Here is a 26,300-nt window from a genome sequence, read left to right as displayed (position 1 = left end):
AACATGGAAACAACAAATAACAGTATTGCAGTAGCTGACGAAGGTAAAAAAATAGCGACCATAGCCTATATCACCATTATAGGATTAATAATCGCCTTTGTCATGAATAACGAAAAAAAAGATGCCTTTGCTAGCTACCACATAAGACAATCAGTAGGCTTGGCAGCAACGGGTTTGGCACTTGGTATAATAGGTATGATTCCGATTATAGGATGGATTATAAACATCTTGGGAATTTTTGTACTCCTCTACATGTGGGTTATGGGACTTATGAATGCCATTAACGGAAAAGAAACACCAGTACCTTTTTTAGGTGAAAAATATAAAGAATGGTTGAAAAACATTTAAAAACATACCAATCATGAAAACCATAATAAAACGTTCGCTCCTATTTTTTCTTTTGGGCTTTATACTTTCTTGTAATAAAGATGATGATAGTCAACCAGTACAAATTGTTATAGAAGAAACACAACCTAAACCAGCACCCGAACCACAACCGGAACCAGAACTTACAACTGATGTTTATGCCGTTGGATTTGAATCTGACGGAATAAAAAACATTGCAAAATTTTGGAAAAACGGAGTAGCAACTTCACTTACTAACGGAGCAAATAACGCTTATGCAAACTCAGTTTTTTTGGTGGATAAAGATGTCTATATCGGTGGCTATGAAAATAATGGAACAACCAACATTGCTACCATTTGGAAGAATGGAGTGAAATCTCCACAAAGCGATGGATCTAGGGTGGCATTTCTTTCATCCATATTTGTTTCAAAAGATACAGTCTATGCGGCTGGTAAGGAGGTTTATCCAATTATAAATGGTGAACTATACGTGGCTACATTATGGATAAACGGTAAATCGGTGATTTTAAGCCAAAGCAAAAATCACTCCTGGGCAACCTCTGTATTTGTAACTGGAAATGATGTATATGTTGCTGGCTATGAAGAAGACCCCATAACAAAAATTTTTGTTGCCAAAATCTGGAAAAATGGTGTACCAACTTCATTGGGCGATAATAAAAATGGTTCAACGGCAAATCAAATTTTTGTGTCAGGGTCTAATCTATATGTTATTGGTTCTCAATCTAAAAATGGAAAAAGTGTGGCCTACATATGGGAAAATGGTGTTCCCACACAACTATCTAACGGCTCTACAAATGGAACGGCCAATGCGGTATATGCCACAGATAAAGATGTGTATGCTGTAGGGTCCATAACAGATTCAGAGCAGAATAGGGTTGCTACACTTTGGAAAAATAATTTTCCTTTAGAACCTCTATCACTTACTGGTAAAGATGCCACAGCAACATCCGTTTTTGCGCTAGAAGACAATATTTATGTAGGTGGTAGTGAAGATAAAATTGCAACCATTTGGAAAAATGGGATAGCTACTAAATTAACGAGCGGAGTTTTTAATGCCCAAGTAAACAGTGTTATTGTAACTAAAGAATAAACAAATAAAAAAGCAATCATGAAAAATTCATTTAAAATTTTAGCAACAGTGAGCGTTGTTTTCTTACTATCATTTTCAATGTATGCACAGACAGATTCATGGTCCGGAGCATGGGATACTAAATATGGCAAAGTAACCATAACTAAAAATGGCCGCGCTTATGCTGGAACCTTTCCTAAAGGACAATTAATAGATGCAAGAGAGCAAGATGGTGTGCTTATAGGCAAGTATACGCGCTTAGATAGAGCGCCTTACCAAAACAGTCTTGGAAAAAAAGGGGAGTTCCGGTTTATACTTTCTGACGATAAAACAAAATTTGATGGATACCATAAATCAGAAACCGACACAAAATGGGGTTCCGATAATTGGAACGGTGTAAAAGTTTGGGGAACAGTTTTGCCAGTAATTGTATCGCCTAATCTACCAACTGTAGCCAACCCTACGTGGACGGGAACTTGGGAGTCTACAAACGGGGATATCTTTAAAATATTGGATACCGGTGAAAAGAAAAATAGTATAACTAAGGTATATGCGAAAATTTCTGTTAAAGTAGATGGCACTATTAAAAGTTATGATGTAAAAGGATATTTCAGTAGCGATAAACCTGCGGTTTTTGAAGGCACTATTTATCAAGCTAATGGCTGGGACGTGGGTTTTATGATAGTTGAATATGGGGCACTAAAAATCGATGATTTTACAGGATATATGTGGTTTAGTGATGATAAAAAACCTAGTATTTCGGCTCATCGAACTTCATCAGCAAAGCCATCAGTAAAAATCTTCTAAATAAAATTCTAATGCGAAACATATTCCTAATTCTAATTTCATTCTTATTGTTTTCATGCAATGACGGCAAAAAAGATAATTCAGGTAATATTAATGGCATTTTGGAAGATTTTTCAAAAATGCCAGATTCTGTTATTCAAAAAGGTTTTACCATTTTAGATACCATACAATTAAAACCAGTGGATAATTTGGTAAAAGAGCTTCGCCAAATTCCTGAAGTACAAGAAATTGGTGTAGGCGATGAATTGTTGAGTTTTAGGCTTAAAAATGGGCCTACAATGTTAATTAAACTCAAGGAGTTTTCATCAATAACGAAGGGAGGGACTAGTAACTCTATGCCCTCAATGACGATGCTTAATCCTCCAAAAGTAGACGAGAATAACGCCAATGTTGTTGGTGCACAGCGCGGGGAAAATAGACAGAATAAAAAAGCCTTACTATTATCGCCCTATGCGTGGCATTTCGCAACCACTAGCGATGTTCTAGTACCATTAGAAAAATTAAAAACGAATAAAAATTATAGAGGCGGAATAACTTCAAAAGCAAACTCGAGCAAAACGGAGCAAACAATTACCATAGAAGACTATTTATCTTTTAATGATTATGACGTTGTTCATTTAGGCACACATGGCTCACAGACCTGTAACATAGAGGGCGAAATAATTACCATGACAACCAATTGCCAATCCTACATTGCAACAGGAATAACATTTACCTCTGATGAAAGAAGAAGAGAACTACAAGAATCTTTAAAAAATGTTTCTGGTTTAGCATTTACTCCAACAGAAATTTTTTTAACTCCGGCGTTTTTTGCAGCGGCATATCCAGATGTAAATAATAAGCTTTTTATTTTGAGTGCTTGTCAGTTGGGTCAGCGTGGCGATGTAGAGACCACTTTTGATAATATATTACAAAATGGTCAACTTTTCTATTGGCATAATAACGTAATTGCTACCGATGCAAAAAAAGCATTTAATAGTATGTATGACCGCATGTTGCAATATGGTGAAACTTCACCAACAGCATTCGAAAATGTTCCCGATGTACTGAAAAAGAATTTACGCACTTTCGAAAGCGAAGAAAAAAGAGGCGATTCTATTGAAGTGTATACGTATTTAAAAATGGCTACCAAAGGCAACGCAATGCATATTATAGAACCTATAAGTTTTATTGATGAAAAAACAAAGAACGAGTTGCAAGATGGCGTAGTTTATCCTTTTGAGGGTATTCTGGAAGATGACCAACCTGAAAAAGCCAGTTTTACTTTAGAATTTTTAGGGTATACCACACAAGAAATACAAGACAAAGGCATGAGCTTCTCATTAAAAGTTGATGGTACCACGGTTCTAGATCATATCTCCTTTCTACCTGATACCGATTATTATGATGATATAGAAGTAAAGGCAGGTAAAAACGAAAAAACCACCCTAGTTACTTTTAAGGGGGTGAATTTAAAAAAAGACTTGAAAAAAACTAGCTCGGTAAAACTAGAAGGCTTTTTTCATTTTAGTGAAGAAAATTATGGGTATCAAATGATTAATGTGTCAACCGGAAGCTCCGATATGCGCATTGTTATGAAATCATCGGATGCATCTGTAAATATGTTTTTTGATGCGGATAATTATGGTCTAAAAGTAACCTACCCAGCCGAAAACCAAAACTTGTTCTCAGACGAAGAAGGCTACATTTATATAAACGCACCAGGCAAAGGTTGGATAAAAACCAAATTGATTCAAATGTTTACTGCTGTTTCACAACTTTCGTCCATAAATATGGATTTTGCAGGCTTGGAGATGAATAAAGGCTCCGTAATGCACAAAATACCTGCGTTTGCAGCTGAAGTTACCATCACTATGTTAGAAAAAGAACCACGAGCTAAAAAAATTAGTGGTGGTATTGGAACTGAAAAAACAGTATTTATTTACGAAGGAAGGCTTACGATCACTTTTGACAGTCAAAAAAGATTAGAATCTTTAGTTGAAAACGAGGCAGCTATTTATTATTACTATGAAAATCAGCAGATAACCATGCCCAATGCACAAGTCTTTACAATGCCATCATTTATAAACTAAAAAAGCAAAATGCAATAATAATTGATTTGCCAGAACTAATTATTACAACAATTAAAATGAAAAATATGAAAACCAATTTACTGATTGTCTTGTTTACTACACTACTATTTGCATGTAATAACAAAGAGAATAAAACCAATATACCTCAAAATAAAACAGCGGATAAAAGTGCTGAATCCAAAAATTCATCTGCTCTAAACTCGCCCTGTGATGTCATTTCAAAAGAAGAAGTGGAAAGTATGTTTAAAATAACAGAATACCCTGTAGAAATGAAAGATGTTGTTTATACGTACCCTACTTGTGTTTTTAAATGGGAGGATGGGAAAATAATTAAATCAGTTTCTTTTGGAGGTCAAGAGATTAAATCAACTATACCTAGTGAAGTTTTAATTGTGATGGTAAAAAATGCAAATGAAGATATGTTCAAGAGATCTACATCAATTTATAAGCAGTCAGAAGTAATTCCAAATATAGGATCTACGGCTGTTTGGGATGCAAGAATGTCTCAACTAACATTTTTATCAAATAAATTTATGTTTCATGTGCATGTTAAAGTCTCTACTAATGCAACTGAAAACAAAGAAAAAGCCATTGAAGTTTCAAAACTCATTATTGGAAAAATATAAAAACGTATAACATGAAAAAAATAATACATCTAACCCTAATTATTGTGCTACTAGTAGCTTGTAAAGAAACTCCGAAATCAGATTCAAATGAATCTAAGATTATGGAAGGAATATTAAACGAAGTAACTGGAAAGAATGAAGATATAAATGAAAAATACAATCTTCTTCTAAAAGAATTAGGTACTAAAACACTGTTAACTAAGGAGCAATTACTGCTGGCATTCCCGAGGAAATTGGGCAACCTAGCCTTAGACACAGAGGAATCTAGAATTTCTTCAGATGAGACTGTTATTGGAATGTTTGGAGAAGATATGGTACGAATGGAAATTTTAGATGCTGCTGGCAAAAATGTTATGGGAGCTATAATTCCTTTAAAAATGTTACATCTAAATAAGATAACCTCCGAGTATAATAACACCATAAGGTATTCAAAAAAAGAACGAAATGGCATATTAACATTTGGCACGGATAGAGATGAAGACACCAAATCTGATTATCAATCTGAACTTAGGTTTCTCTACGACAATCGATTTTATGTAACGTTAGAAGGCAAAGGAATAAATGTTGACGAACTTTGGGATGCTATACGAGTTGATGATTTAAAACGGTTTAAAGATCTAAACAACTAATCTATTCCACTATGGATTTTATCAATTCATTTAGTCAATTACAAATAGCAGCTATTATTCTACAATTGGTGACATTGCCATTTTTGGTAATGAAGTTGCGCCTTTTTTGGTGGGCAAAACAATCGTTACAATGGCCAAAAGTTAAAGGAGTGGTAGTAAAGTCCCTTGATTTTCCACTTTCCAAAATCATAGATTTTTTATATTCCTATGAAATCAATGGTACCACCTATCATAATGAAAAACCCTTTTTTGCAAACTCATTTAAAAATTTTTCACAAAAGAAAGCGAGTATCTTAATGAATAAATATAAAGAAGGAAAACAAGTAACTGTTTACTACAATCCTTCAGACCCTAGCATAGCTACCCTAGAACCAGGCAGGATGGATGGAATACCAAATACTATAGCACTGTTAATCTTACTTCTTGCACTAGGATTCATATGCTATTACAATCCAAATATACTTGTAGAACTATCAAATTAAAATTCACAACACTAAACTAATTTATTATGAAAAAAATTTCTTTTTTATTGATGCTTTTAGTCCTTCAGTTAGGACTAGGCCAAACGAATTCTATAGTAGAAAACTACCCGTTAAAAGCTATGGATTTAGTCTTGTATTCTTTTGGCATGGACAATCCAATAGCTATTGGTACCGTATCTGATTCGGGAGAGTTGGATTTTAAATTTCCCAAAGATTTAAATTTTATTAGTGATGAAGCAAAGGCCAATTTCTTGTCGGATGCTGCTTTCACTCTATTTTCTAAATGTGATAGCAGTTATGACATACTTTCTGAAGAAGAGAATAGTAGAGCAATTAATGTTGGCTATATTTCATTAAGTACAAAAGAGAACCCGTATGCAGGACTGCTCTTTATGGTAACCGATGAAAACATGGTTCCTTGGCTAGAATCTTATGGTGATAAAAACGCTATTCTGGGGTCCTATTTTGAATTGGTTTACATAGAATCAGATTTTAGTTTTCAAGGGGAATGTACGTCCACCATATCTAACACAGAAGATGATACCATTGTAACAAACTATAGTTACTATTTACAATTAAAAGCTGGTTTTAATTTTATTGAATATCAAATTGAAAGCACAATGGAACATGAAGTGCCAAGTATGTATGAAGAAAATGTATTTGAAAAAATAAATAAGCCCAGTACTATAATAGTTACCTCATCACAAGCAACACCACCCAATACAAAGTGGATTGGCAAGTACTTTTAATCTAAGAAATATGAAATCAACTTATAGAATCCTACCCATACTTCTTTTTTTTATTGGTTGCTTAGGTTTCTCGCAAACTCCTGAACAGCAAAAAATGATAGACAAAGCATTGAGAATGCGCGATAGCATTATGGAATGTATGAATCTTGAAGAAATGTTACAGCAAGCCAATGCAAAAGAGAAAAATCTTGAACAAAAAAAGAATAGTAATATCAACGCAGAACCTATAACCAATGCCACTAAAAATGAAGATAAGTATTGGAAAAACACATTAGCCAGTGAAAATAATAGATTTAAAAATTGGCACAATGGAGAAGCCGATCTTGTTTACAACTATCGCTATGACTCCCAAAAAGATGCAGTAGAATATGTAAAAGTCGGAGTGATTACATCGGATGGAAGTATTTTATTAAATCCAACAATGAAAGTTCCTGTTGTACAACCTTTACATAATTTTAAGAACAGCAATAACTTTTTTGATATTCACGATTCTGATGTATATCAATATAGCAATGGAGGTGCCGGTTTTAAACTTAACTCTTATATATTAGTCTATAAAAACGAAAAGCAAATAGGTATTTTAACAATCGGGAACTCAGTAAAGGTAACCCGAAATCTATTAACGCCCGGAGATTTATATTTTGGCGATGAAGGGTATCTATTATCATGGGTTTATGTTGACGAAGCTTGTTCCATAAAGGCAAACGAAAATTGGAAAGGAGATTTAAGTAATACGGGAACTCCATTACTGGTTGAAACTAGTGTTAGTTACGACCTAAGTTTTAAGCCTGGTTGGAATTTAGTAAAAACCGAAATTATAGGAACACACGAATTTCCAAATGCTCCTGAAGAAGATAGGTCCAGATATAAAAAACATGAACATACTATTGTAGATACTATTCCTGATGAGGCTATTTATTTTTTTAGGTCAACGCTGTAATAGCTATATTAATTGGTAGAGCTAAAACACTGTCTTTACTTCATCAGTACTCCATTAGTTACATCCTACATACAAGCGGCAACGATTACCACATTATTTAAAACTTTAAAGTGCTTTTTACACAATTGGTCTTACTTTGTTCAATGGGCTAGCTTCCTGCTTTTTTTTTGGGTATATTTTCAGCTTATTATTTAAGGGCAAATAATGAATAAACAACTATTCAATTCAATTTTCAGTCTAATTATTTTAATTCCTTTAGTCAGTATCGGGCAGGTGTATTCAGCTCAGGTCATTCACCAGAATAATGATCTTGAAAACAATGATAAAACAATCACTATTTCTTTACTCAAAGATGAACTCTGGTGGGGTGGTGCTGTCAATGATGGCGTTTCAATGCCCTATCAAGAAGGTTTTACGTATTCCAATATGTATAACGACAACAAGGGAAATCAATTACAGCCTTTACTTATTTCGAACAAAGGACGGGTTATTTGGTCGGAAAAATCATTTGAGTTTACATTTACAAAGAATTCCATTTCTATTCAAGCTAAAGGCGAGTTACTACAAAAAAATGCAGGGCGTACATTAAAAGAAGCCTTTTCCTATGCTTCAAAAAAGTACTTTGCCGCAAATGGAAAGATGCCCGATGAACTCCTTTTTTCCTCCCCACAATACAATACGTGGATAGAGTTAATGTATAATCAGAATCAGAACGATATATTGGAATATGCCCATGCCATTATTGATAATGGCTTTCCACCGGGTGTGCTTATGATAGATGACAACTGGCAAGAAGACCATGGAAAATGGAACTTTCATCCCGACCGTTTCCCTAACCCTAGAAAAATGATGGAGGAACTAGATGCAATAGGTTTTAAAGTAATGTTATGGGTATGTCCGTTTGTGAGTCCAGATTCTGACATTTCCCGCGAATTGGCCAAAAATAATTTTTTAGTAAACTACCTCGGGGCAAGCCCACGAGGCATTCGCCCGAAACGAACTTTTAATTTCGAGGCAAGCCTCGGGGTATTATACCCTTTGGCGGTGCCAATAAAAAATGCAAGTGACGCCAAAGTAACCGCGGCTCCATGGATAAAAGTAGAACGACCAGCTATGGTTTATTGGTGGAACGGTGTTAGCGCCGTGCTAGACCTATCAAATCCCGGAGCGGAAAATTGGTTTAAATCGCAGTTACAACAATTGGTCGATGAATACGGCGTAGATGGCTTTAAATTCGATGCGGGCGATTCCTACTTTTATCCAGATTACTTGGTAAGCTTTAAGAAGGACATTACTCCGAACGAACATTCCGAATTATTTGGTAAAATTGGATTGGACTTTCCGTTGAACGAGTATCGCGCTACGTGGAAAATGGCAGGACTTCCATTAGTACAACGCCTAAGTGATAAAGGTCATAATTGGAACGACCTTCGAACTATAATTCTGAACATTACTAGCCAAGGCTTAATGGGCTACGCCTTTACTTGCCCAGATATGATAGGTGGTGGTGAATTCAAGTCTTTTCTGCATACCGAAACCATTGACCAAGATTTAATTGTAAGGTCGGCACAGGTACATTCGTTGATGCCCATGATGCAATTTTCCGTTGCCCCGTGGCGGATTCTGGACGAGAAACATTTAAAAGCCGTAAAAAAGGCGGTACAACTTCGTAAAGAATTTACCCCCTATATTATGAGTTTGGCAAAGGAAGCGGCAACAACCGGAGAGCCCATTGTAAGAACAATGGAATATATGTATCCTGATCAAGGTTTCGAAAGGATAAAAGATCAATTTATGTTGGGCGAGAAGATTCTCGTTGCGCCTGTTCTCGATAAGGAAGAAAATAAACGTAAAGTACTTTTGCCCAAGGGCAAATGGATAACAGGAAACAACAAAACATATCGTGGAGGCAGTAATAAAACATTCGAGGTAGCCTTGGATGAACTTCTGTACTTTATCAAACAATAATCCAATCTAATCTGGTTATATTATTAATAACGAATTTAAAAAATGCTAAGATGAAAACATTAGTTACACTTTCAACTTGTCTTTTGGGCTTTCTTTTGGTCGCTTGTAACAATCCTTCGATTCCGAAAGAAAGAACCGACCTGGTGCTACCAATTGTTCCGCAACCTCAGCAAGTCCAAATTTATGAAGGTTATTTTACATTGGACGCCAAAACACAAATGGTATTTTCTACGGAAGAACAAAGTACCGCTGCAACAATGTTTAAAAAAGATCTAGAAAAATTAATAGGGTGGTCCAGCCCAATTGCGACTACCCAGGTCGAAAAAAATGCTATGGTATTGGTCCAGGAAGATTCCTTGGCCAAAGAGGCATATCTCCTGGATATAACCGCTGAACAAATAGTGATAAAGGCATCTTCGGAAGCAGGATACTATTATGCCTTTCAAACGCTTTTACAACTAGTACCGGTTATCAAAAAAAATACGCCACGATCAGAACTTAAATTCAATCAATTAGCCATTGTCGACGAGCCCAGATTTCAGTGGCGTGGTGCTATGCTCGATATTTCACGACATTTTTTTGGGCCAAAATCGATAAAACAACTGATCGACCAAATGGCAGCACATAAAATGAACCGCTTGCACCTTCATTTAACCGATGATACCGGTTGGCGAATCGAAATCAAGGAATATCCTAAACTTATTGAAATTGGGTCACTGGGAGATAAAACAAATCCAGATGGCCAATCAATGTATCTTACCGAAAAAGAGGCTAGGGAAATTACGGCTTATGCCAATGAAAGACATATTACCATAATTCCCGAAGTGGATGTCCCTGGACATTCAGGTGCTGTTGAAAGAGCGTATCCAGAGTTTAGTGGGGGCAACAATACCCTTAATATTGCAAATGAAGATGCCATTAAAATGATAGAAACCGTAATCCTTCGCTTGTCCGATATTTTTAATACCGACTATGTTCATTATGGAAGCGATGAGGTAAGACACCATAATTGGGAAGGGCGACCCGATATGTTGGCGAAAATGAAGGAATTGGAGCTCAGGAACCAACATGAATTCGAAGGGTGGTTCGACCGCCGAATGGCCGATTTCATAGTAGCGTCTGGATTAAAACCAATTGCTTGGGACGAAGCATCGGATTTTGGTGTCAATAAGGGGACGATCCTGCAATGGTGGCGCGGAGAATTTCCCAAAGTTTTACATACTGCGGCAGAGCGTGGTTATCAAATTATTCTATCCCCGGTAGACTTTTTGTATTTGGACTACCCTAGCGACTTAAAAGAAGCTGGTGCCAATTGGGAAGGCTTGCATAATGGACCAAATTCAATGGAAGCACTATATCAATGGAACCCAATTCCTAAATCTTTTGATGAAAACATGTCCAACCAAATCTTGGGTCTTGAGGCAGGTATCTGGACGGAGTTTATTGACAATCAAAAACGCTTGGAATATATGACCTACCCCAGACTATTCGCTGTTGCAGAAAAAGGTTGGAGCACCGAGGAAAATATTGATTGGGAATCGTTTCAAGAACGGTTATCCTTACAGTATGAAAAATTAAGAATATTAGGTATTAACTATCGTATCCCAAATATTTCGATTGAAGAACGTAAAAAACTTCAACCAGAAGCATATATAGGTCCAATATCACAAGAATTTCAGTAGTGATTTATCCCCATAAAAAAGGATGCCGATTTTAGAAAAAAACAGTACAAAGCACCACCAGTATTGACCAAAAACAAAAAATCCAACCTAAATAAATAGATTGGATTTCGTTTTTCGCTCCCCCTCTTGGGCTCGAACCAAGGACCCTCTGATTAACAGTCAGATGCTCTAACCAACTGAGCTAAGGAGGAAAATAACCCGTTTTAGTTTCCTAAAGCGGGTGCAAATATAGTTGTTTTTTGAAACTCGCCAAACAAAAAAATTAATTTTTTATTTAAATAGCCATTTATACACATCGTTACCATTTGCAAATAATAATAGTGCTATTAAAATAAAAAATCCAGTGATTTGTGCATACTCTAAAAATTTGTCGCTAGGCTTTCTACCTGTAACCATTTCGTATAATAAAAACATTACGTGGCCTCCATCTAATGCAGGAATAGGCAGAATATTCATAAACGCTAAAATAATGGATATAAAAGCCGTTGTTGCCCAAAATGCTGGCCAGTTCCAAGTATCAGGAAACATACCGCCAATGGCCGCAAAGCCACCAACCTCTTTATATGCCCCGGTATCAGGATTGAAGATTTTCTTCATCCCTTTAATATAATCTGTAAGTGTCTTAACACCTTTGTTCCATCCCGCAGGTATAGATTCTACAAATGAATAATCCGTAGTTTTAATTTTAAGATATCCTTGTTCGTCAGCTTCTGCACTTGATAAACCAATTAGTAACCCTAACTTGGCTTCCTCAGAAATATTCGCTTTTAAGGGTATTTCTTCTCCATTTCGTTTCACGATAACATTTACCGTGGTTCCTTTATTAGCTTCAAGTATTGGAAAAACTTGATCTTGGTAGGCGACTGGCGTTCCGGAAATACTGGTAAAGACATCACCAGGTTCAAAACCAGATGCCTCGTTTTGTGAATCTTCTGGAATTTGACTAATAACAAAAGGCAATCTTGGTTTAATAAATTGGGCTTGATCTCTATTATCTGAAATTGTTTCAATAAAATCTACAGGAACTTCTTTATTTATCTTATTGCCGTTTCTTTCGATGGTGAATTTTTCACCGTAGACCAATTCATAGGGTATTGTTTGTAGCTTCTCTACTTTTTTACCATCAATGTCTAGAAATTTATCCCCTGTTTGTACGCCAAGTGCATCTCCTAAGGTAGAATCAGTAACCCAAACACCATCTTTAAGTCCGTCATTGGAAATATATTGTTCACCGTAAGCAAATGCCAAGCCAATAAATATTGCAACAGCCAATATAAAATTAACGGTTACACCGCCCAGCATAATAATTAACCGTTGCCAAGCAGGCTTGCTTCTAAACTCCCATTCTTTTGGTTCCTCGGCCATGGCTTCTTTATCCATGCTTTCATCTATCATTCCCGATATCTTTACATAACCGCCCAAAGGCAACCAACCAATACCGTATTCTGTCTCCCCAATTTTCTTTTTGAAGAGTGAAAACTTTACATCAAAAAATAAATAAAATTTCTCTACTCTGGTTTTAAAATATTTTGCTGGTATAAAATGACCTAACTCGTGAAGTACAATAAGTATAGAAAGGCTTAAAAAAAATTGTATGGTCTTTATAATAATAGGGCTCATTCTTTTTTCCTGAAAATTAAAATCGGACAAAAGTACATTTTTACATCCGCTAAAAAAAAGAAACACACTAAGGGATAGGTATTTTAAGAATATTTTATCAGCCTATGGCATAAATTTACTTGAAATCTAATATGACCTAGCGTACCTTTACAAAAAAAATAATGCGGTCTTTCTTCGCTAAATTCAAGCTATTCGGATTAGTATTACTGGCTATATCAGCAGTTATTATTTATCTTTTCTATAATGCCCTAAAACCGGTAAAGTTACTTCCGGTGTATTCACCTGCAATGGTAAATTCAGAATTAGTTTCTGAAGAAATACAGCATGTTAAGAAATACCATACCATTGGGAATTTCTCTTTTTTGAATCAAAATGGAAAGATAATCACTCAACAGGATTATGAAGGCAAAATTTATATAGCCGATTTCTTTTTTACTACCTGCCCTACCATTTGCCCAATTATGACCAAAAATATGGCAGAATTACAAAAAGAGCTAATTAATGATACTGATGTGCTTCTTTTGTCTCACTCCGTTACTCCTGAAATCGATTCTGTTGCCCAACTTAAAAAATATGCTATTGAAAAAGGGGTTAACGACACCAAATGGAATTTAGTTACTGGTGATAAAAAGCAAATTTATGACCTAGCACGTAAATCGTATTTGGCCGTAAAGACCGATGGTGATGGTGGACCTTTTGATATGATACACACCGAAAATTTTATTTTGGTCGATAAGGAAAAACGTATTCGTGGGTTTTACGATGGCACCAATAATGATGATATGTCTAAACTTTTAGAGGACCTTAAAATTTTAAAAGCATCGTACGTCGAATAAATAGTATACCATTAAATAGAAAGCAGCAAAATGCGTGTCTTATTTTAAGAGGATATTAATCCCTAATTAAAATATTTCCTTTATTTTTGTCATTACTTATAATGAATCTAAATAAAGATTGGAAACTACCATTGCACACTTAAAGAGAGGTCAAAAGGGAATTATAAAGGAATTCACTGAAGGCTTATTGCCAATAAAGTTACTAGAATTAGGTTGTTTGCCAGGCAATGAAGTAGAATTGATACAAGTAGCACCATTAAAAGACCCTATTTATATTAATGTAAATGGTTCACATATTGCCATTAGAAGAGAAATGGCACTTCATATAGCGTTAGATATCATTGAAGACAATGTGGTTATATGAGCAAGCAAATTAATGTAGCCCTTATTGGCAATCCAAATACCGGAAAAACATCTGTTTTTAACCAACTCACAGGACTTAATCAAAAAGTGGGTAACTACCCGGGTATTACTGTTGAAAAAAAAGAAGGTATCTGCAAATTACCTAGGGGGGTAAAGGCACACATTCTAGATTTACCAGGTACGTATAGTTTAAATACAACGTCGTTAGACGAAAGTGTTGCCGTAGAATTATTATTAAACAAAAATGACAAGAATCACCCAGATGTTGCCGTTGTGGTTTCCGATGTCGAAAATTTAAAACGAAACCTACTCCTTTTCACTCAAATAAAAGACTTAAAAATACCAGCTATTTTAGTGATTAACATGGCTGACCGTATGTCTCGTAAAGGGATTACGATAGATATAGATTTACTAGAAAAGAAACTTAATTCTAAAATAGCTTTAGTTAGCACTCGTAAAGCAACAGGTATTGAAAGGTTAAGAGAGCTTATTGCCGATTACAAAAATTTATCTAATGCTCAAAACGTTGATATTTCTGTAATTGCCCCTGATTATTTTGAAAAGCTACGGGAGACATTCCCGAAAGAAGATATTTACAAACTTTGGTTGGTAATTACCCAAGATGTGAATTTTATGCCTCTTGAAAAAAAGCTAATTAAAGACACATCTTCATTTGCAACAAAATCAAAATCAGAACTAAAACGCCTACAGCAAAAAGAGACGATTTTAAGGTACCAATTTATCAATGGTATTTTAAAAGAAACCTATAAGATTGACGTTAATGCTGCAAAAGGTTTTAGAGCAACTTTAGATAAGGTTTTGACCCATAAAGTCTTTGGTTACGTTATATTTTTTCTAATTCTATTAACCATTTTTCAAGCTATTTATGGCTGGAGCGAATACCCAATGGATTTAATAGATGGCTTTTTTGCCTCAGCTACAGAATGGGTAAAAGACACCTTACCACCTGGTGTATTTACCAATCTTATTGCGGAAGGTATTTTAGCTGGTATAGGTGGTATTGTAATTTTTATTCCTCAGATTGCATTCTTATTTTTATTTATAGCACTACTTGAAGAAACGGGCTATATGAGTAGGGTTGTATTCTTAATGGATAGAATTATGCGCCCCTTTGGCCTAAGTGGAAAAAGTGTTGTACCCTTAATTTCTGGTACCGCATGTGCAATACCTGCAGTTATGGCTACTAGAACAATAGAAAACTGGAAGGAAAGACTAATTACTATTTTAGTAACACCATTTACTACCTGCTCGGCACGTTTACCGGTCTATTTAATAATAATTGCACTGGTAATTCCAGAGGGAAACTTCCTTGGTTTAAGTTATAAAGCTTTAACCTTAATGTCCTTATATTTAATGGGCTTTGGAGCAGCCATATTATCGGCCGTTATTTTAAATAAAATTCTTAACATTAAGAGCAAATCTTTCTTTGTAGTAGAAATGCCCAATTATAAATTACCATTGCTTAAAAATGTAGGGTATACCGTTATTGAAAAGACTAAAAGTTTTGTTTTTGGAGCTGGTAAAATAATACTTGCCATCTCAATAATACTTTGGTTTTTAGGCTCCAACGGATTTTCTGATGAGTTTAAAAATGCAGAAACTATTGTAACAAATAGAGTAAAAGAAGAAGGTTTTAGTACAAGTAGCGAAATTTATTTTGACAACCACCAAGATGGAATTGATTTAAACGACGTAAGTGGTACTAATCAAAAAAATGAACTTGAGGAACGTGCTTTAGCTCAAGAGATTGCAGGCTACAAACTAGAGCATTCGTATATGGGTTATATGGGAAAAGCAATAGAACCTATTGTAAGACCATTAGGTTACGACTGGAAGATTGGCATAGCCGTTCTTACTTCTTTTGCAGCCAGGGAAGTCTTCGTAGGCACGCTTGCTACCATTTATAGTGTTGGTAATGACGAAGAGGAAACTATAAAAAATAGAATGGCCGCAGAAGTCAACCCTAGAACTAAAAAACCATTGTTTAATTTGGCTTCGGGCATTTCATTACTGTTGTTCTACGCATTTGCCATGCAATGTATGAGTACTTTGGCAGTAGTAAAAAGAGAGACCAATTCTTGGAAATGGCCAGCCGGTCAGCTCGTATTTATGAGCCTTTTTGCTTACATTGTAGCTTTAATTGCTTATCAACTATTAAAATAAAAACACATGATACAACACATCTTAGTTTACATTACTTTGGCTATTTCTGTTGGTTATTTAGTGAACAAATTTTTACTTCCAAAATCTATTTGGGCAGGAAAAAAAAGCAATTCAAAATCCTGTGGCCCAAATGATTGTGGCTGCCACTAAATACTTCAATTAGTTAAATTAGAATTAAATGACTCTTAACAATTTCTAAAATTGTAACGTTTCTCTCCTAGGTTCGTCTAGATTGCGTTAGAATAATCGAACGTATGACTATAAAATTACCTATTCCGGCCTTTTTTTTATTTCTAATTTTCACTCTATTTACCGCAAATGCCCAAAGTTTAAGTGCCTTTGTAATTGATAGCGTAAGCCAGCAACCTATCCCCTACGCGACGGTTCAGCTAAAAGAAAAAGGCGTTATAACCAATGAAGATGGTAATTTCAATTTTGTTTTAAATGAGACTATCCAAGATACTGACTCCTTAACAATATCTTCAATGGGTTATGAAACGCTATCTAAACCTATAGCCGAATTCACCACAAACAAAATATTACTTACTCCTAAAGCTATTGAATTAAAAGAAGTAATTGTTTCTAATAAGAATTACACTGCTGATGAAATTATGGACCTGGTTGAGGATAATCTTGAAAAAAATTACACTAACGACCTAACTAAAAAGAGACTTTTTCATAGAGAATCTAGTTTTGACCGCTGGACGAAAAGTGACTTTAAAGTTAAAAAATCTTCAATTGACGTTTTAAACCAACAATTTTTAGATAGCGTTATTTCCACAGTTCCTAAAGACAATAGCTATTACTCTGAAATTGTTGGTGACTTATATGGCAATTATACCAAGGAAACACAAAAACTAGATCTATTAAAGGCTTCTAAACTATTTGACAAAAGCAAAGATTTAGATGCCGAAAAACTAGAAGAAAAATTTAATGAAATTTTAAAAGACAACGTAAAACCAGGTTCGTATTTTAAAATAAAATCAGGCTTATTCGGCACTAAAATAGATTCCGATGAAGTTAGCCAGCTTTTTGAAGAAGAGGTTGACTCTACAGATGTAGCTGCAGTAAATAAGGAGCTTGAGGAGAAAAAGAAAAACAAAGAAGAAGAGCAAAAGAACTATGCAAATTGGAAAAAAGGGAATTTGAGTTCTATTTTAAGTGGTTTACCAACTCAAGAAGATACTGACCTTAACTTTATTATTAAATCTAGAAAGTACAACTTTACCCTAAACGAATTTACCTATTTAGGAAACGATGCTGTATATGTACTAAGTTTTAAGCCTAGCGGCTCTGCTGACTATGAGGGTACTTTATACATAAATTCTGATGATTTTGCCATACTTCAAGTAGATTATACCAATATTAAACCTGTTAAAAAATTTAATTTACTCGGCATTTCAGCCAATAAGTATCTTTCTAAAGGTAAAATTATTTATGGCAAGAGTCCTAATGGCTCTTATGGGTTACGTTACTTAGAATCAGAAACGGGTACAAGAATTGGACTAAGGAGACCTTTAAAAATAATTGAAAAAAACAAAATAGTTAAAGGTAGAAATAAACAAAACGAATTATCCGGTGATATAGATTTCGTGTTTATTAATGTTGTTAAAAATGAAATGATCGTTTTTGAGGCTGAACAAATTAGTCAGGCTTCCTATGATGGGTTTACTGAAAACAACACCATATCCCCCACATATATGCCTAAATACGATCCAACATTTTGGGAAGGTTATGCTATTATGGAACCTAATACCGCAATTAAAGAATTTACATCGGCTTCCACTGAGTAGATTATATTAAATTCTTGACAAAGTGGTAAAGCAGCAGGCTCCATCCAAATACCAAAAAAAGTCCTCCTATTGGCGTTATTGGACCTAATATTTTTATTTTATTTCCTTTGGATGCAGAGATGCATAGACCATAAATACTGAAACAAAATAATAGAATTCCAATAATAAAACAATAAATTATAGCTTTCTCTAAATCAGTTTCAAGGTTGAGATTAAAACTTAGCATTATAATTAATAATGCATGATACATTTGGTATTTAACTCCAGTTTCAAAACTGTTCAATTGGTCTACCGTAAATGTTTTTTTCAACAAATGCGCACCAAAAGCTCCAAAAATAACCGCTAATAACCCTAATAATGTACCTACTAACTGTGCTACTAAAACCATATTGTTTTTGTAGTAAAGATACATGCATCAAATATATTTTATAAATTTCGGTAACGGTTATCTCAGAAAAATGAAAAATTATATATTAATGTGGTTCGCAGCAGTCTTCTTTTTAAGTAGTTGTGGAGTATCTAAAAACACTAGTAATTCTACTAAAACTACATCTTCATTGAACAATGAACTTAAAGATAAAAACAGGGCAAATATTACTTTAATACAGCGCATAACTCAATTGCCCGGAGTGGTATTATATAACAATTTACCCGTTATTAACAAATCATCAAATTCATTTGGGTCAGTAGGCAATCAAGAACCATTATATGTTCTAAACAATCAAGTTATCGGTAATTCATTTAATTCTATAAATGAACTAATTGAAAATTATAATGTCAAAAAAATTATCATTTTAACCGGTGCAGATGCTGCGGTCTATGGAACGCAAGGCTCTAACGGTGTAATAAAAATTACCAGCTATTAGTAGTTCAATTAGTTTAAACTAATATTCATTTCCATAGAAGTATTAAAGCTAAAAACACATTCACCAAATTTTGGTGGGCCAAACATTTTCATCTTCCCTTTTGAAAAAGCCACTTGTTCTTTTGGAATGCCAAACATATTTGTATCAAGGTTTTGGTTGCCATTTTCATCATGAAAAATAGCAATGGCGTAATCCCCATCTGGTAAATTAGAAATACTAAAAGCAGTACTCCCTTTTACCGCCTTCTCCGAACCCGATTTATAAACTTTATCAAAGTTTAAAAAGGAGTTTTCGGTAGTATAAACGGCATAACAAATAGTTCCTTTATCCGAAGGAACTCCATCAATAGTAAGGCTAAGATTATGCTGAGCGCTTATTGCATTTGATAGCATGGCTAAAATTAATAACAAAAAGAAATTTCTATTTATCATACCCTCACTAATTCTATTTTAAAGTCATATTCAATAGTAATGCCATAATTTAAAGCAACCTTATAAAAGATTAATTAGGTGCTGTTGATACGTTTATTTTTGAAGAAATCTTATCTACTAACCGAAGAGTTTCTACAGAATCTTTTAAGTTAAAAAATACCAAGCAGGAGTCTTTGTATACCAACTTAACTTTTTGTTGATTAATGTTATCCACAAATACATACACTTTTTTTTCGGTCAACGAATCTTTAAACTGTCTAAAAATACCTTTTTCCATATCCATTGCAGAGAAACCATGCAAACGTTCCATAGGTGGCAGTCGTTCAACAAATACAACGCTATCTAATTGGTTAAATGGGATCTCAATAGCATAAAATCCGGATCGTAATTTTAAACTATCAGCATCACTACTTACCCAATTTTTAAAGTGAAGTATAAGCACATATGTGCAGAGAACTACAGTTAAGATTAACGTAATTGTCCAAACCCAATTTTTCTTAGTAAACTGCATAAATAACTATAAATATCACGTTTATACCACTATTGTCTTAAACGGTAAAAGTGGTATTAAATTACCGTTACATTAAAAAACAGTCTTATTTCATTTAGAAGAGACTATGTCCTATCCTAAACCTACATCTAAGGTCATCATTATAATAAACCCACCAATAAAGCCCATAGTAGCAATATCGGTATATTTGTCTTGTTGAGTTTCTGGTATTACCTCTTCTACAACTACAAAAATCATTGCTCCTGCTGCAAAAGAAAGTGCATAAGGTAAAATAGGCTGAAAAGTCATTACCGCCCATGCCCCTAAAACAGCTGCTATTGGCTCTACTATTGCAGATGCTTGACCATACATAAAACTTTTAGTTCTACTTAACCCATGTCTACGTAATGGCATGGCCACGGCAAAGCCTTCTGGGAAATTCTGTAATCCAATACCTAAAGCCAAGGCAACCGCCCCACCAATAGATGCGCCATCAAATCCAGCTGCAACGCCGCCAAACAGAACACCAACTGCTAAACCTTCGGGTATATTATGCATTGTAATTGCCAATGTTAGCAAGGTGGTTCTACGCCAAGGCGTTTTAACCCCTTCGGCCTCACTTTCTTTAAAATTAATATGTAAATGAGGAAGTACTTTGTCCAATCCAAAAATGAACATTGCACCAAAGAAAAACCCGATTGCCGCAGGTATCACTTTTACGAATCCGTCCCCAGGACTCATTTCAATACCAGGTGCCAACAAACTCCAAAAACTTGCCGCTACCATTACCCCTCCTGTAAAACCAAGCATCCCATCTAAAACAGCGCGATTTAATGTTTTAAACAAAAAAACCAATGACGCACCTGCCGCCGTAAGTCCCCATGTAAATAAGGTAGCATAGAAAGCCGCTAATACGGGGTCTATTGATTCGAAATAACTAATTATTTGGTCCATAAAACGATACTATTAATTGTTTAAAACGTTACTCTTCATCAACTATCTCTAAAAATAAATTTGATGCTATTTGTTTAGAAATACGAATAGACCCAGCCCTTGTTGAAATAGTAACCGAACCATCAAATTCTTCTCTTTCAAGTATTTTAAATGTGTCGCCCAGTGCGATTTTATTTTTATCCAAAAATTTCAAAAATGCTGCCGATGAATCATTTACCCCAACACATACACCTTGGCCACCGACAGGCAACTCACTAATTAATTTTTTAACAGACTTGCTGAATACACCGTCTTTATTGGGAATTGGGTCACCATGTGGGTCCACCTTAGGAAACCCTAAATGGGCATCTAACTTATCAATTAAGGCATCGCTCTTTATATGCTCTAACTGCTCAGCAACCACGTGAACCTCATCCCAAGAAAAATTTAATTTATCCACCAAAAAAACTTCCCAAAGCCTATGTTTTCTAATAATGGATAAGGCTACTAACCTTCCTTTTTCTGAGAGTGAAACACCTTGATATTTTTTATAATGAACCAAAGATTTCTCGGACAGTTTCTTTACCATATCGGTAACTGATGATGGTTTGGTTTTCATCTGTTCCGCTATAGCATTTGTAGCAACAAGTTTGCTATTAAACTCGCTTAAATGATAAATAGCTTTAATATAATCTTCTTCCGATAAAGTCATTCTAAATCAATATAAACACAAAAATACATTTTTATACGTAAAAACAATTTTTTAGTTTTGTCTAAATATAATTTTAGATGTTTAAAATATTATTTTTTGCCTTATCTATTTTTAGTGTTGGAATTATAAGTGCTCAAAATTCGACCACTACAGGCACGATTTCATCGAATGGACTACCAGAAGCCTACGTAAATATTTTTTTAAAGGGTACCGAAATAGGTACTGCATCTAATGAGATTGGGCAGTATGAGTTAAAAAACCTTTCACCAGGTAAATACACACTTATTGCGTCTACCATAGGATTCGAAAAATATTATAGAACAATTACGATTAAGGAAGGTCAAAATCAGACTATAGACATAGACCTAAAACCTGCTACAGAATCTTTAGATGAGATGGTAGTTACTGGAACACTGAAACCTGTAAGCAGACTAGAAAGTCCTGTTCCAGTAGAGGTATACAAACCTACCTTTTTCAAGAAAAACCCTACCGCAAGTATTTTTGAAGCGTTACAGAATGTAAACGGTGTTCGCCCGCAAATAAATTGCAATGTATGCAACACAGGTGATATTCATATTAACGGTTTAGAAGGACCCTATACTTTAGTTTTAATTGACGGTATGCCTATTGTTAGTGGTTTGGGAACCGTTTATGGCTTATCTGGTATACCAAATTCTCTTATTGAACAAATTGAAATTGTAAAAGGTCCGGCCTCTACGTTATATGGAAGTGAAGCTGTAGGCGGATTAATAAATATCATCACCAAAAATAACCTTACTGCGCCTAAATTTTCAGGAGATAGTTTTATTACGGATTGGGGCGAGTATAATCTAGACTTAGGCACCAAATTTAATATGGGCAAAAAAGCAAACGTTTTATTAGGACTTAACTACTTTAAATACGACAATCCCATAGATAATAACCGAGATAATTTTACCGACCTTACTTTACAAGACCGTATTTCTGTATTCCAAAAATGGAGTTTTACACGTAAAAACGCTCGTATATTTTCACTTGCTGGTCGCTACTTCTATGAAGACCGATGGGGAGGAGAATTACAATGGACACCAGAATTTAGAGGTGGGGATGACGTTTATGGCGAAAGTATTTACACCCGTAGATGGGAAGTTTTAGGGAAATATCAGCTTCCTGTGGAAGAACAATTAATGCTTTCTTTCTCTTATAATGACCATAGTCAAAATTCGGTTTATGGTAATGTTCCTTACTTAGCTGACCAACGAATTGGTTTTACACAAATAACATGGGATAAAACGTTGGGCAAGCATAGTCTATTAGCGGGCACTGCATTGCGTTACAATTATTACGACGACAACACCACCGCCACAGCAGATAGTAACGGGAACAAACCAGATGAAGTCGTTATCCCTAGTATTTTTTTACAAGATGAAATAGCATTCAATAAAAAGCACTCGCTACTTATGGGCGCTCGTTATGATTATGACAGCAGACATGGTTCTATTTTTACACCAAGAGGCGCGTACCGTTTTAAATTTACTGACAATGATATTCTACGCTTAAATGCAGGTACTGGTTTTAGAGTAGTTAATTTATTTACAGAAGAACATGCTGCATTAACAGGCTCACGAGATGTGATAATTACCGAGGAATTGAAACCAGAACGTTCTTTCAATATTAACGTAAACTACCTTAAAAAAATATATGGCGACAATGGTACTTTTGTAACCTTAGATGCCTCTATGTTTTACACCAATTTTCAAAATGTGATACTACCGGATTACGATACAAATCCGAATCAAATTATTTATGACAATTTAAACGGAAAATCTATTTCGCAAGGTGTAAGTGCCAATATGGATATTGTTTTTCCTAATAGTCTTAAACTAATGATAGGTGGCACTTTACAAGATGTCAGCAATACGGAAGACGGCGTAACAAAACGACAAATACTTACAGAAAGTTATTCCGCCAATTGGGGATTAACATATTCCGTTAGACCTTGGAATCTAACTATAGATTACACTGGAAATCTTTATGGGCCAATGCGACTACCTACACTAGGGGATAGTGACCCAAGAAGAGATTCTTCTCCAACTTGGAGCATTCAAAATATTCAGTTTTCTTATAATGCCATAAAGAATCTTGAAATATATGCGGGTGTCAAAAACCTATTAAACTGGACACCCAACAATGGAAATCCTTTTATTATAGCCCGCGCAAATGACCCTTTTGACAAAGAAGTAGCTTTTGACAGCAACGGCAATGCAGTTGCAACACCAAACAACCCCAACGCACTTACTTTCGACCCATCTTATGTATATGGACCTAACCAAGGCATTAAGTCATTTTTAGGCTTACGGTACACCTTAAATTAACGAAAATAAACTAACGTAATTTCGTATTTTTGATAACAGAAGGAAATCTACTTCACAAATACCTTCAAAAAATCATGAATACGTACGATTACATTATTATTGGCGCTGGCGCATCTGGTCTATTATTAGCAGATGCTATGGGAAAAGATACTTTTTTTATAGATAAAAAGATTCTTATTCTTGACAAAGACGCTAAAAACACAAATGATCGTACTTGGTGTTTTTGGGAAAAAGGAAATGGTAAATTCGATGCTATCCTATATAAAAAATGGGATATGCTTCATTTTGAAGGAGCTCAATTTTCGAAAAGAAATGCAATTGCTCCTTACTCCTATAAAATGATAAAGGGAATTGATTTTTACAATTACTATTTAGGTAATCTTAAGGAATATACAAACATTACTTTTATACATGATGAAGTTCTTGAACTTAAGGAAACCAGCACTGAAGTCGTTGTAGTAACCCAACATCACCAATTTACAGGAACATATATCTTCTCTAGCCTTTTTGATTATAAGATGGCTACCCGGCAAAAAAAATATCCGGTTTTACAACAACATTTTGTGGGTTGGGAAATAAAAACAGATAGGCCTGTCTTCAATGCTTCTGAGGTAACATATATGGATTTTTCAATTCCACAAAAAGAAAATACACGCTTTATGTATGTACTGCCATATAGTACTGATACTGCTTTAATAGAATATACCTTATTCTCAAAAAACAGATTACCCAAAGAGGAATATGAGCATGCAATTAAAGAATACATATTAGAAAGGTATAAATGTAATTCTTATGAAATAATAGAAAAAGAAGCTGGTAGTATACCCATGACCGCATATGATTTTAGAGAACACCATACCAATAGAATAAGATATATTGGCACTGCTGGCGGATGGGCTAAACCTAGCACAGGATACACACTAATGAGTACTACAAAAAAAATTCCGCAGCTAGTAGAATTAATTAAACAAGGAAAACCATTACAGAGGCTAAAACTTAAAAATAAGTTTAGGTTTTATGATATGCTGTTTCTCGATGTTTTAAGTAAAAACAATGCCAATGGACATCTAATTTTTGAATCAATTTTCAAATCCTTAAAACCGCAAAAAGTATTTAAATTTCTAGATGAAGAAACAAATCTTAAAGAAGACATTACTTATATAAATTCATGCCCAAAACTTCCATTTATAAAGGCTCTTTTTAAAAGAATATTTTAAACCTTTCTGTTCATTAAATTTTCACCAAATTGCCTTAACAAATCTTTCTTGCTTTGCTCAATATCCATTTCTAAAAGCACATTAAAGGCTTTTGTAGTATAGTCTTCAATGGCATTTTGCGTTGCAATATCTGCTTTTGTTTTTATAAAAATAGAACGAACTGCGTTTACTTTGGTTTCAGATTCTTTGGGCTGTATTGAATATAAATGTTCCAACTCTTTAGTTATTACCACAGAGTCAGAATTCATTGCTTTTAAATACAAATATGTTTTTTTATTTTCGATAATATCTCCACCAACTTGCTTACCGAACGTTTTAGGGTCACCGAAAACATCTAAATAATCGTCTTGTAACTGAAAAGCAATGCCTAGGTTTAATCCAAATGCATACATCTGATCTTGCGAAGCTTCGGAGGCTCCTGCAACAATAGCCCCCATTTTTAAAGCTGCAGCGACTAACACTGCTGTTTTACATTCAATCATTTTTAAATACTCTGGCAGCATTACATCATCACGAGTTTCAAAATCCACATCGTACTGTTGTCCTTCACAAACTTCTAATGCTGTTTTACTAAAAAGTTTGGCCAAATCACGAAATACAGTAGGTTCATAATTCTCAAAAAGTTGATATGCCATTATTAGCATAGCATCCCCAGATAAAATACCCGTATTTATATCCCATTTTTCATGCACGGTAGTTTTACCTCTACGTACAGGCGCGTCATCCATAATATCATCATGCACCAAAGAAAAGTTATGAAATATTTCTATTGCGGTAGCAGCATTTAATGCTTTACTAAAATCTACATCAAAGATCTCTGCTGTCATTAAAACAAGAACAGGTCTTAAGCGTTTACCACCTAAACCAAGAATATAGGTAATTGGTTCATAGAGATTTCTTGGTTCTTTTGTAATTTGTTTTGAGTTTAAATACTTAATAAACTCCTCTCGATATTCAGTTATTGAATGCATTCATGCAATTTTCTTCAAAAATAGAATAAATAAAGTTTGCATTAAACTCGTATTAACCTTTGATGAGCCAATAATCTAAAGTTAGCATCGACATAAGGTTAGGTGGAAAATTTGAAATCTATTAGAAAAGTTTAAAACGA

Annotated in this window: 26 protein-coding genes and 1 tRNA gene; 19 read left to right on the top strand and 8 right to left on the bottom strand. The window is 34.8% G+C overall.

What is annotated here, in order from left to right; translation table 11 throughout:
• Positions 1–3: 3 nt before the first annotated feature.
• From BTR34_RS09650 to BTR34_RS09600, 11 genes are all read left to right on the top strand, one after another.
• The gene (locus tag BTR34_RS09650; RefSeq protein WP_068480753.1) at positions 4–348 is read left to right on the top strand and encodes a hypothetical protein; all 345 of its coding nucleotides are present in this window, start codon (positions 4–6) and stop codon (positions 346–348) included.
• Between the two features lie 13 nt (positions 349–361).
• A complete protein-coding gene (locus tag BTR34_RS09645; protein WP_068480750.1) occupies positions 362–1,456 on the top strand; it encodes a hypothetical protein in 1,095 nt (364 codons plus the stop codon).
• Between the two features lie 18 nt (positions 1,457–1,474).
• On the top strand, positions 1,475–2,242 hold the full coding sequence (locus tag BTR34_RS09640; protein ID WP_068480746.1) for a hypothetical protein: 768 nt from the start codon (positions 1,475–1,477) through the stop codon (positions 2,240–2,242).
• A gap of 11 nt (positions 2,243–2,253) precedes the next feature.
• Complete coding sequence (locus BTR34_RS09635; RefSeq protein WP_157483726.1) at positions 2,254–4,314, top strand: hypothetical protein; 2,061 nt, start codon at positions 2,254–2,256, stop codon at positions 4,312–4,314.
• Positions 4,315–4,379: 65 nt separating this feature from the next.
• Positions 4,380–4,940: a hypothetical protein gene (locus tag BTR34_RS09630; RefSeq protein WP_157483724.1), complete on the top strand. Its 561-nt coding sequence runs from the start codon at positions 4,380–4,382 to the stop codon at positions 4,938–4,940.
• An 11-nt stretch (positions 4,941–4,951) separates the two neighbouring features.
• On the top strand, positions 4,952–5,569 hold the full coding sequence (locus BTR34_RS09625) for a hypothetical protein (RefSeq protein ID WP_068480738.1): 618 nt from the start codon (positions 4,952–4,954) through the stop codon (positions 5,567–5,569).
• A gap of 11 nt (positions 5,570–5,580) precedes the next feature.
• Complete coding sequence (locus BTR34_RS09620) at positions 5,581–6,051, top strand: DUF3592 domain-containing protein (RefSeq protein WP_068480735.1); 471 nt, start codon at positions 5,581–5,583, stop codon at positions 6,049–6,051.
• A 26-nt stretch (positions 6,052–6,077) separates the two neighbouring features.
• Positions 6,078–6,800, top strand: a complete 723-nt coding sequence (locus BTR34_RS09615; RefSeq protein WP_068480732.1) for a hypothetical protein — start codon at positions 6,078–6,080, stop codon at positions 6,798–6,800.
• A gap of 10 nt (positions 6,801–6,810) precedes the next feature.
• Positions 6,811–7,740 carry a hypothetical protein gene (locus BTR34_RS09610; RefSeq protein ID WP_068480729.1) on the top strand — a complete coding sequence of 310 codons (930 nt, stop codon included), beginning with the start codon at positions 6,811–6,813 and terminating at the stop codon, positions 7,738–7,740.
• Between the two features lie 204 nt (positions 7,741–7,944).
• A complete protein-coding gene (locus BTR34_RS09605) occupies positions 7,945–9,708 on the top strand; it encodes a glycoside hydrolase family 31 protein (protein WP_068480726.1) in 1,764 nt (587 codons plus the stop codon).
• Positions 9,709–9,758: 50 nt separating this feature from the next.
• Positions 9,759–11,390 carry a beta-N-acetylhexosaminidase gene (locus tag BTR34_RS09600; protein WP_068480721.1) on the top strand — a complete coding sequence of 544 codons (1,632 nt, stop codon included), beginning with the start codon at positions 9,759–9,761 and terminating at the stop codon, positions 11,388–11,390.
• Between the two features lie 117 nt (positions 11,391–11,507).
• Here the strand turns inward: BTR34_RS09600 and BTR34_RS09595 are convergent.
• A tRNA-Asn gene (locus BTR34_RS09595) sits at positions 11,508–11,581 on the bottom strand.
• Positions 11,582–11,660: 79 nt separating this feature from the next.
• Positions 11,661–13,010, bottom strand: a complete 1,350-nt coding sequence (rseP, locus tag BTR34_RS09590; RefSeq protein WP_068480717.1) for an RIP metalloprotease RseP — start codon at positions 13,008–13,010, stop codon at positions 11,661–11,663.
• Positions 13,011–13,171: 161 nt separating this feature from the next.
• Here rseP and BTR34_RS09585 point away from each other — a divergent pair, with 161 nt between their 5' ends.
• The 5 genes from BTR34_RS09585 to BTR34_RS09570 all read left to right on the top strand — a co-directional run bounded on the left by BTR34_RS09585 (position 13,172) and on the right by BTR34_RS09570 (position 18,186).
• Positions 13,172–13,846, top strand: coding sequence for an SCO family protein (locus BTR34_RS09585; RefSeq protein ID WP_068480714.1), 675 nt, complete (start codon positions 13,172–13,174; stop codon positions 13,844–13,846).
• 118 nt (positions 13,847–13,964) lie between these two features.
• Entirely contained in the window at positions 13,965–14,210 is a 246-nt protein-coding gene (locus tag BTR34_RS09580) for a FeoA family protein (RefSeq protein ID WP_068480711.1), read from the top strand.
• Positions 14,207–16,393 carry a ferrous iron transport protein B gene (gene feoB / locus BTR34_RS09575; protein ID WP_068480708.1) on the top strand — a complete coding sequence of 729 codons (2,187 nt, stop codon included), beginning with the start codon at positions 14,207–14,209 and terminating at the stop codon, positions 16,391–16,393. Before BTR34_RS09580 ends, feoB begins: the two co-directional genes overlap by 4 nt.
• A gap of 6 nt (positions 16,394–16,399) precedes the next feature.
• Positions 16,400–16,543 carry a hypothetical protein gene (locus BTR34_RS18935; protein ID WP_197496116.1) on the top strand — a complete coding sequence of 48 codons (144 nt, stop codon included), beginning with the start codon at positions 16,400–16,402 and terminating at the stop codon, positions 16,541–16,543.
• Between the two features lie 104 nt (positions 16,544–16,647).
• Positions 16,648–18,186, top strand: coding sequence for a carboxypeptidase-like regulatory domain-containing protein (locus tag BTR34_RS09570; protein WP_068480705.1), 1,539 nt, complete (start codon positions 16,648–16,650; stop codon positions 18,184–18,186).
• A gap of 1 nt (position 18,187) precedes the next feature.
• On the opposite strand, the gene BTR34_RS09565 is transcribed toward BTR34_RS09570, so the two are convergent.
• Complete coding sequence (locus tag BTR34_RS09565; RefSeq protein ID WP_244893337.1) at positions 18,188–18,598, bottom strand: DUF423 domain-containing protein; 411 nt, start codon at positions 18,596–18,598, stop codon at positions 18,188–18,190.
• Positions 18,599–18,644: 46 nt separating this feature from the next.
• Between BTR34_RS09565 and BTR34_RS09560 the strand changes: the two genes are divergently transcribed.
• Positions 18,645–19,052 (top strand): TonB-dependent receptor plug domain-containing protein, encoded by a 408-nt coding sequence (locus BTR34_RS09560; protein ID WP_197496115.1) that lies wholly within the window; start codon positions 18,645–18,647, stop codon positions 19,050–19,052.
• Between the two features lie 8 nt (positions 19,053–19,060).
• Here the strand turns inward: BTR34_RS09560 and BTR34_RS09555 are convergent, their stop codons facing one another.
• The 4 genes from BTR34_RS09555 to BTR34_RS09540 all read right to left on the bottom strand — a co-directional run bounded on the left by BTR34_RS09555 (position 19,061) and on the right by BTR34_RS09540 (position 21,618).
• Positions 19,061–19,483 carry a DUF2141 domain-containing protein gene (locus tag BTR34_RS09555; protein ID WP_068480699.1) on the bottom strand — a complete coding sequence of 141 codons (423 nt, stop codon included), beginning with the start codon at positions 19,481–19,483 and terminating at the stop codon, positions 19,061–19,063.
• A gap of 70 nt (positions 19,484–19,553) precedes the next feature.
• Positions 19,554–19,994 (bottom strand): hypothetical protein, encoded by a 441-nt coding sequence (locus BTR34_RS09550; protein ID WP_068480696.1) that lies wholly within the window; start codon positions 19,992–19,994, stop codon positions 19,554–19,556.
• A gap of 111 nt (positions 19,995–20,105) precedes the next feature.
• A complete protein-coding gene (locus BTR34_RS09545) occupies positions 20,106–20,927 on the bottom strand; it encodes a ZIP family metal transporter (RefSeq protein ID WP_068480693.1) in 822 nt (273 codons plus the stop codon).
• A 28-nt stretch (positions 20,928–20,955) separates the two neighbouring features.
• Positions 20,956–21,618 carry a metal-dependent transcriptional regulator gene (locus BTR34_RS09540; protein ID WP_068480691.1) on the bottom strand — a complete coding sequence of 221 codons (663 nt, stop codon included), beginning with the start codon at positions 21,616–21,618 and terminating at the stop codon, positions 20,956–20,958.
• A gap of 77 nt (positions 21,619–21,695) precedes the next feature.
• On the opposite strand from BTR34_RS09540, the gene BTR34_RS09535 reads away from it, so the two are divergent.
• Both BTR34_RS09535 and BTR34_RS09530 read left to right on the top strand, forming a co-directional pair.
• The gene (locus BTR34_RS09535) at positions 21,696–23,972 is read left to right on the top strand and encodes a TonB-dependent receptor (protein WP_068480688.1); all 2,277 of its coding nucleotides are present in this window, start codon (positions 21,696–21,698) and stop codon (positions 23,970–23,972) included.
• A gap of 74 nt (positions 23,973–24,046) precedes the next feature.
• Positions 24,047–25,189 (top strand): lycopene cyclase family protein, encoded by a 1,143-nt coding sequence (locus tag BTR34_RS09530; protein WP_068480685.1) that lies wholly within the window; start codon positions 24,047–24,049, stop codon positions 25,187–25,189.
• Here BTR34_RS09530 and BTR34_RS09525 read toward each other — a convergent pair.
• Positions 25,186–26,160: a polyprenyl synthetase family protein gene (locus tag BTR34_RS09525; RefSeq protein ID WP_068480681.1), complete on the bottom strand. Its 975-nt coding sequence runs from the start codon at positions 26,158–26,160 to the stop codon at positions 25,186–25,188. The genes BTR34_RS09530 and BTR34_RS09525 overlap by 4 nt on opposite strands.
• Between the last annotated feature and the right edge of the window lie 140 nt (positions 26,161–26,300).

It is taken from the genome of Maribacter hydrothermalis (assembly GCF_001913155.1).
GTDB classification, from domain to species: Bacteria; Bacteroidota; Bacteroidia; order Flavobacteriales; family Flavobacteriaceae; genus Maribacter; species Maribacter hydrothermalis.
This window is presented reverse-complemented; position numbering and strand designations above follow the sequence as displayed.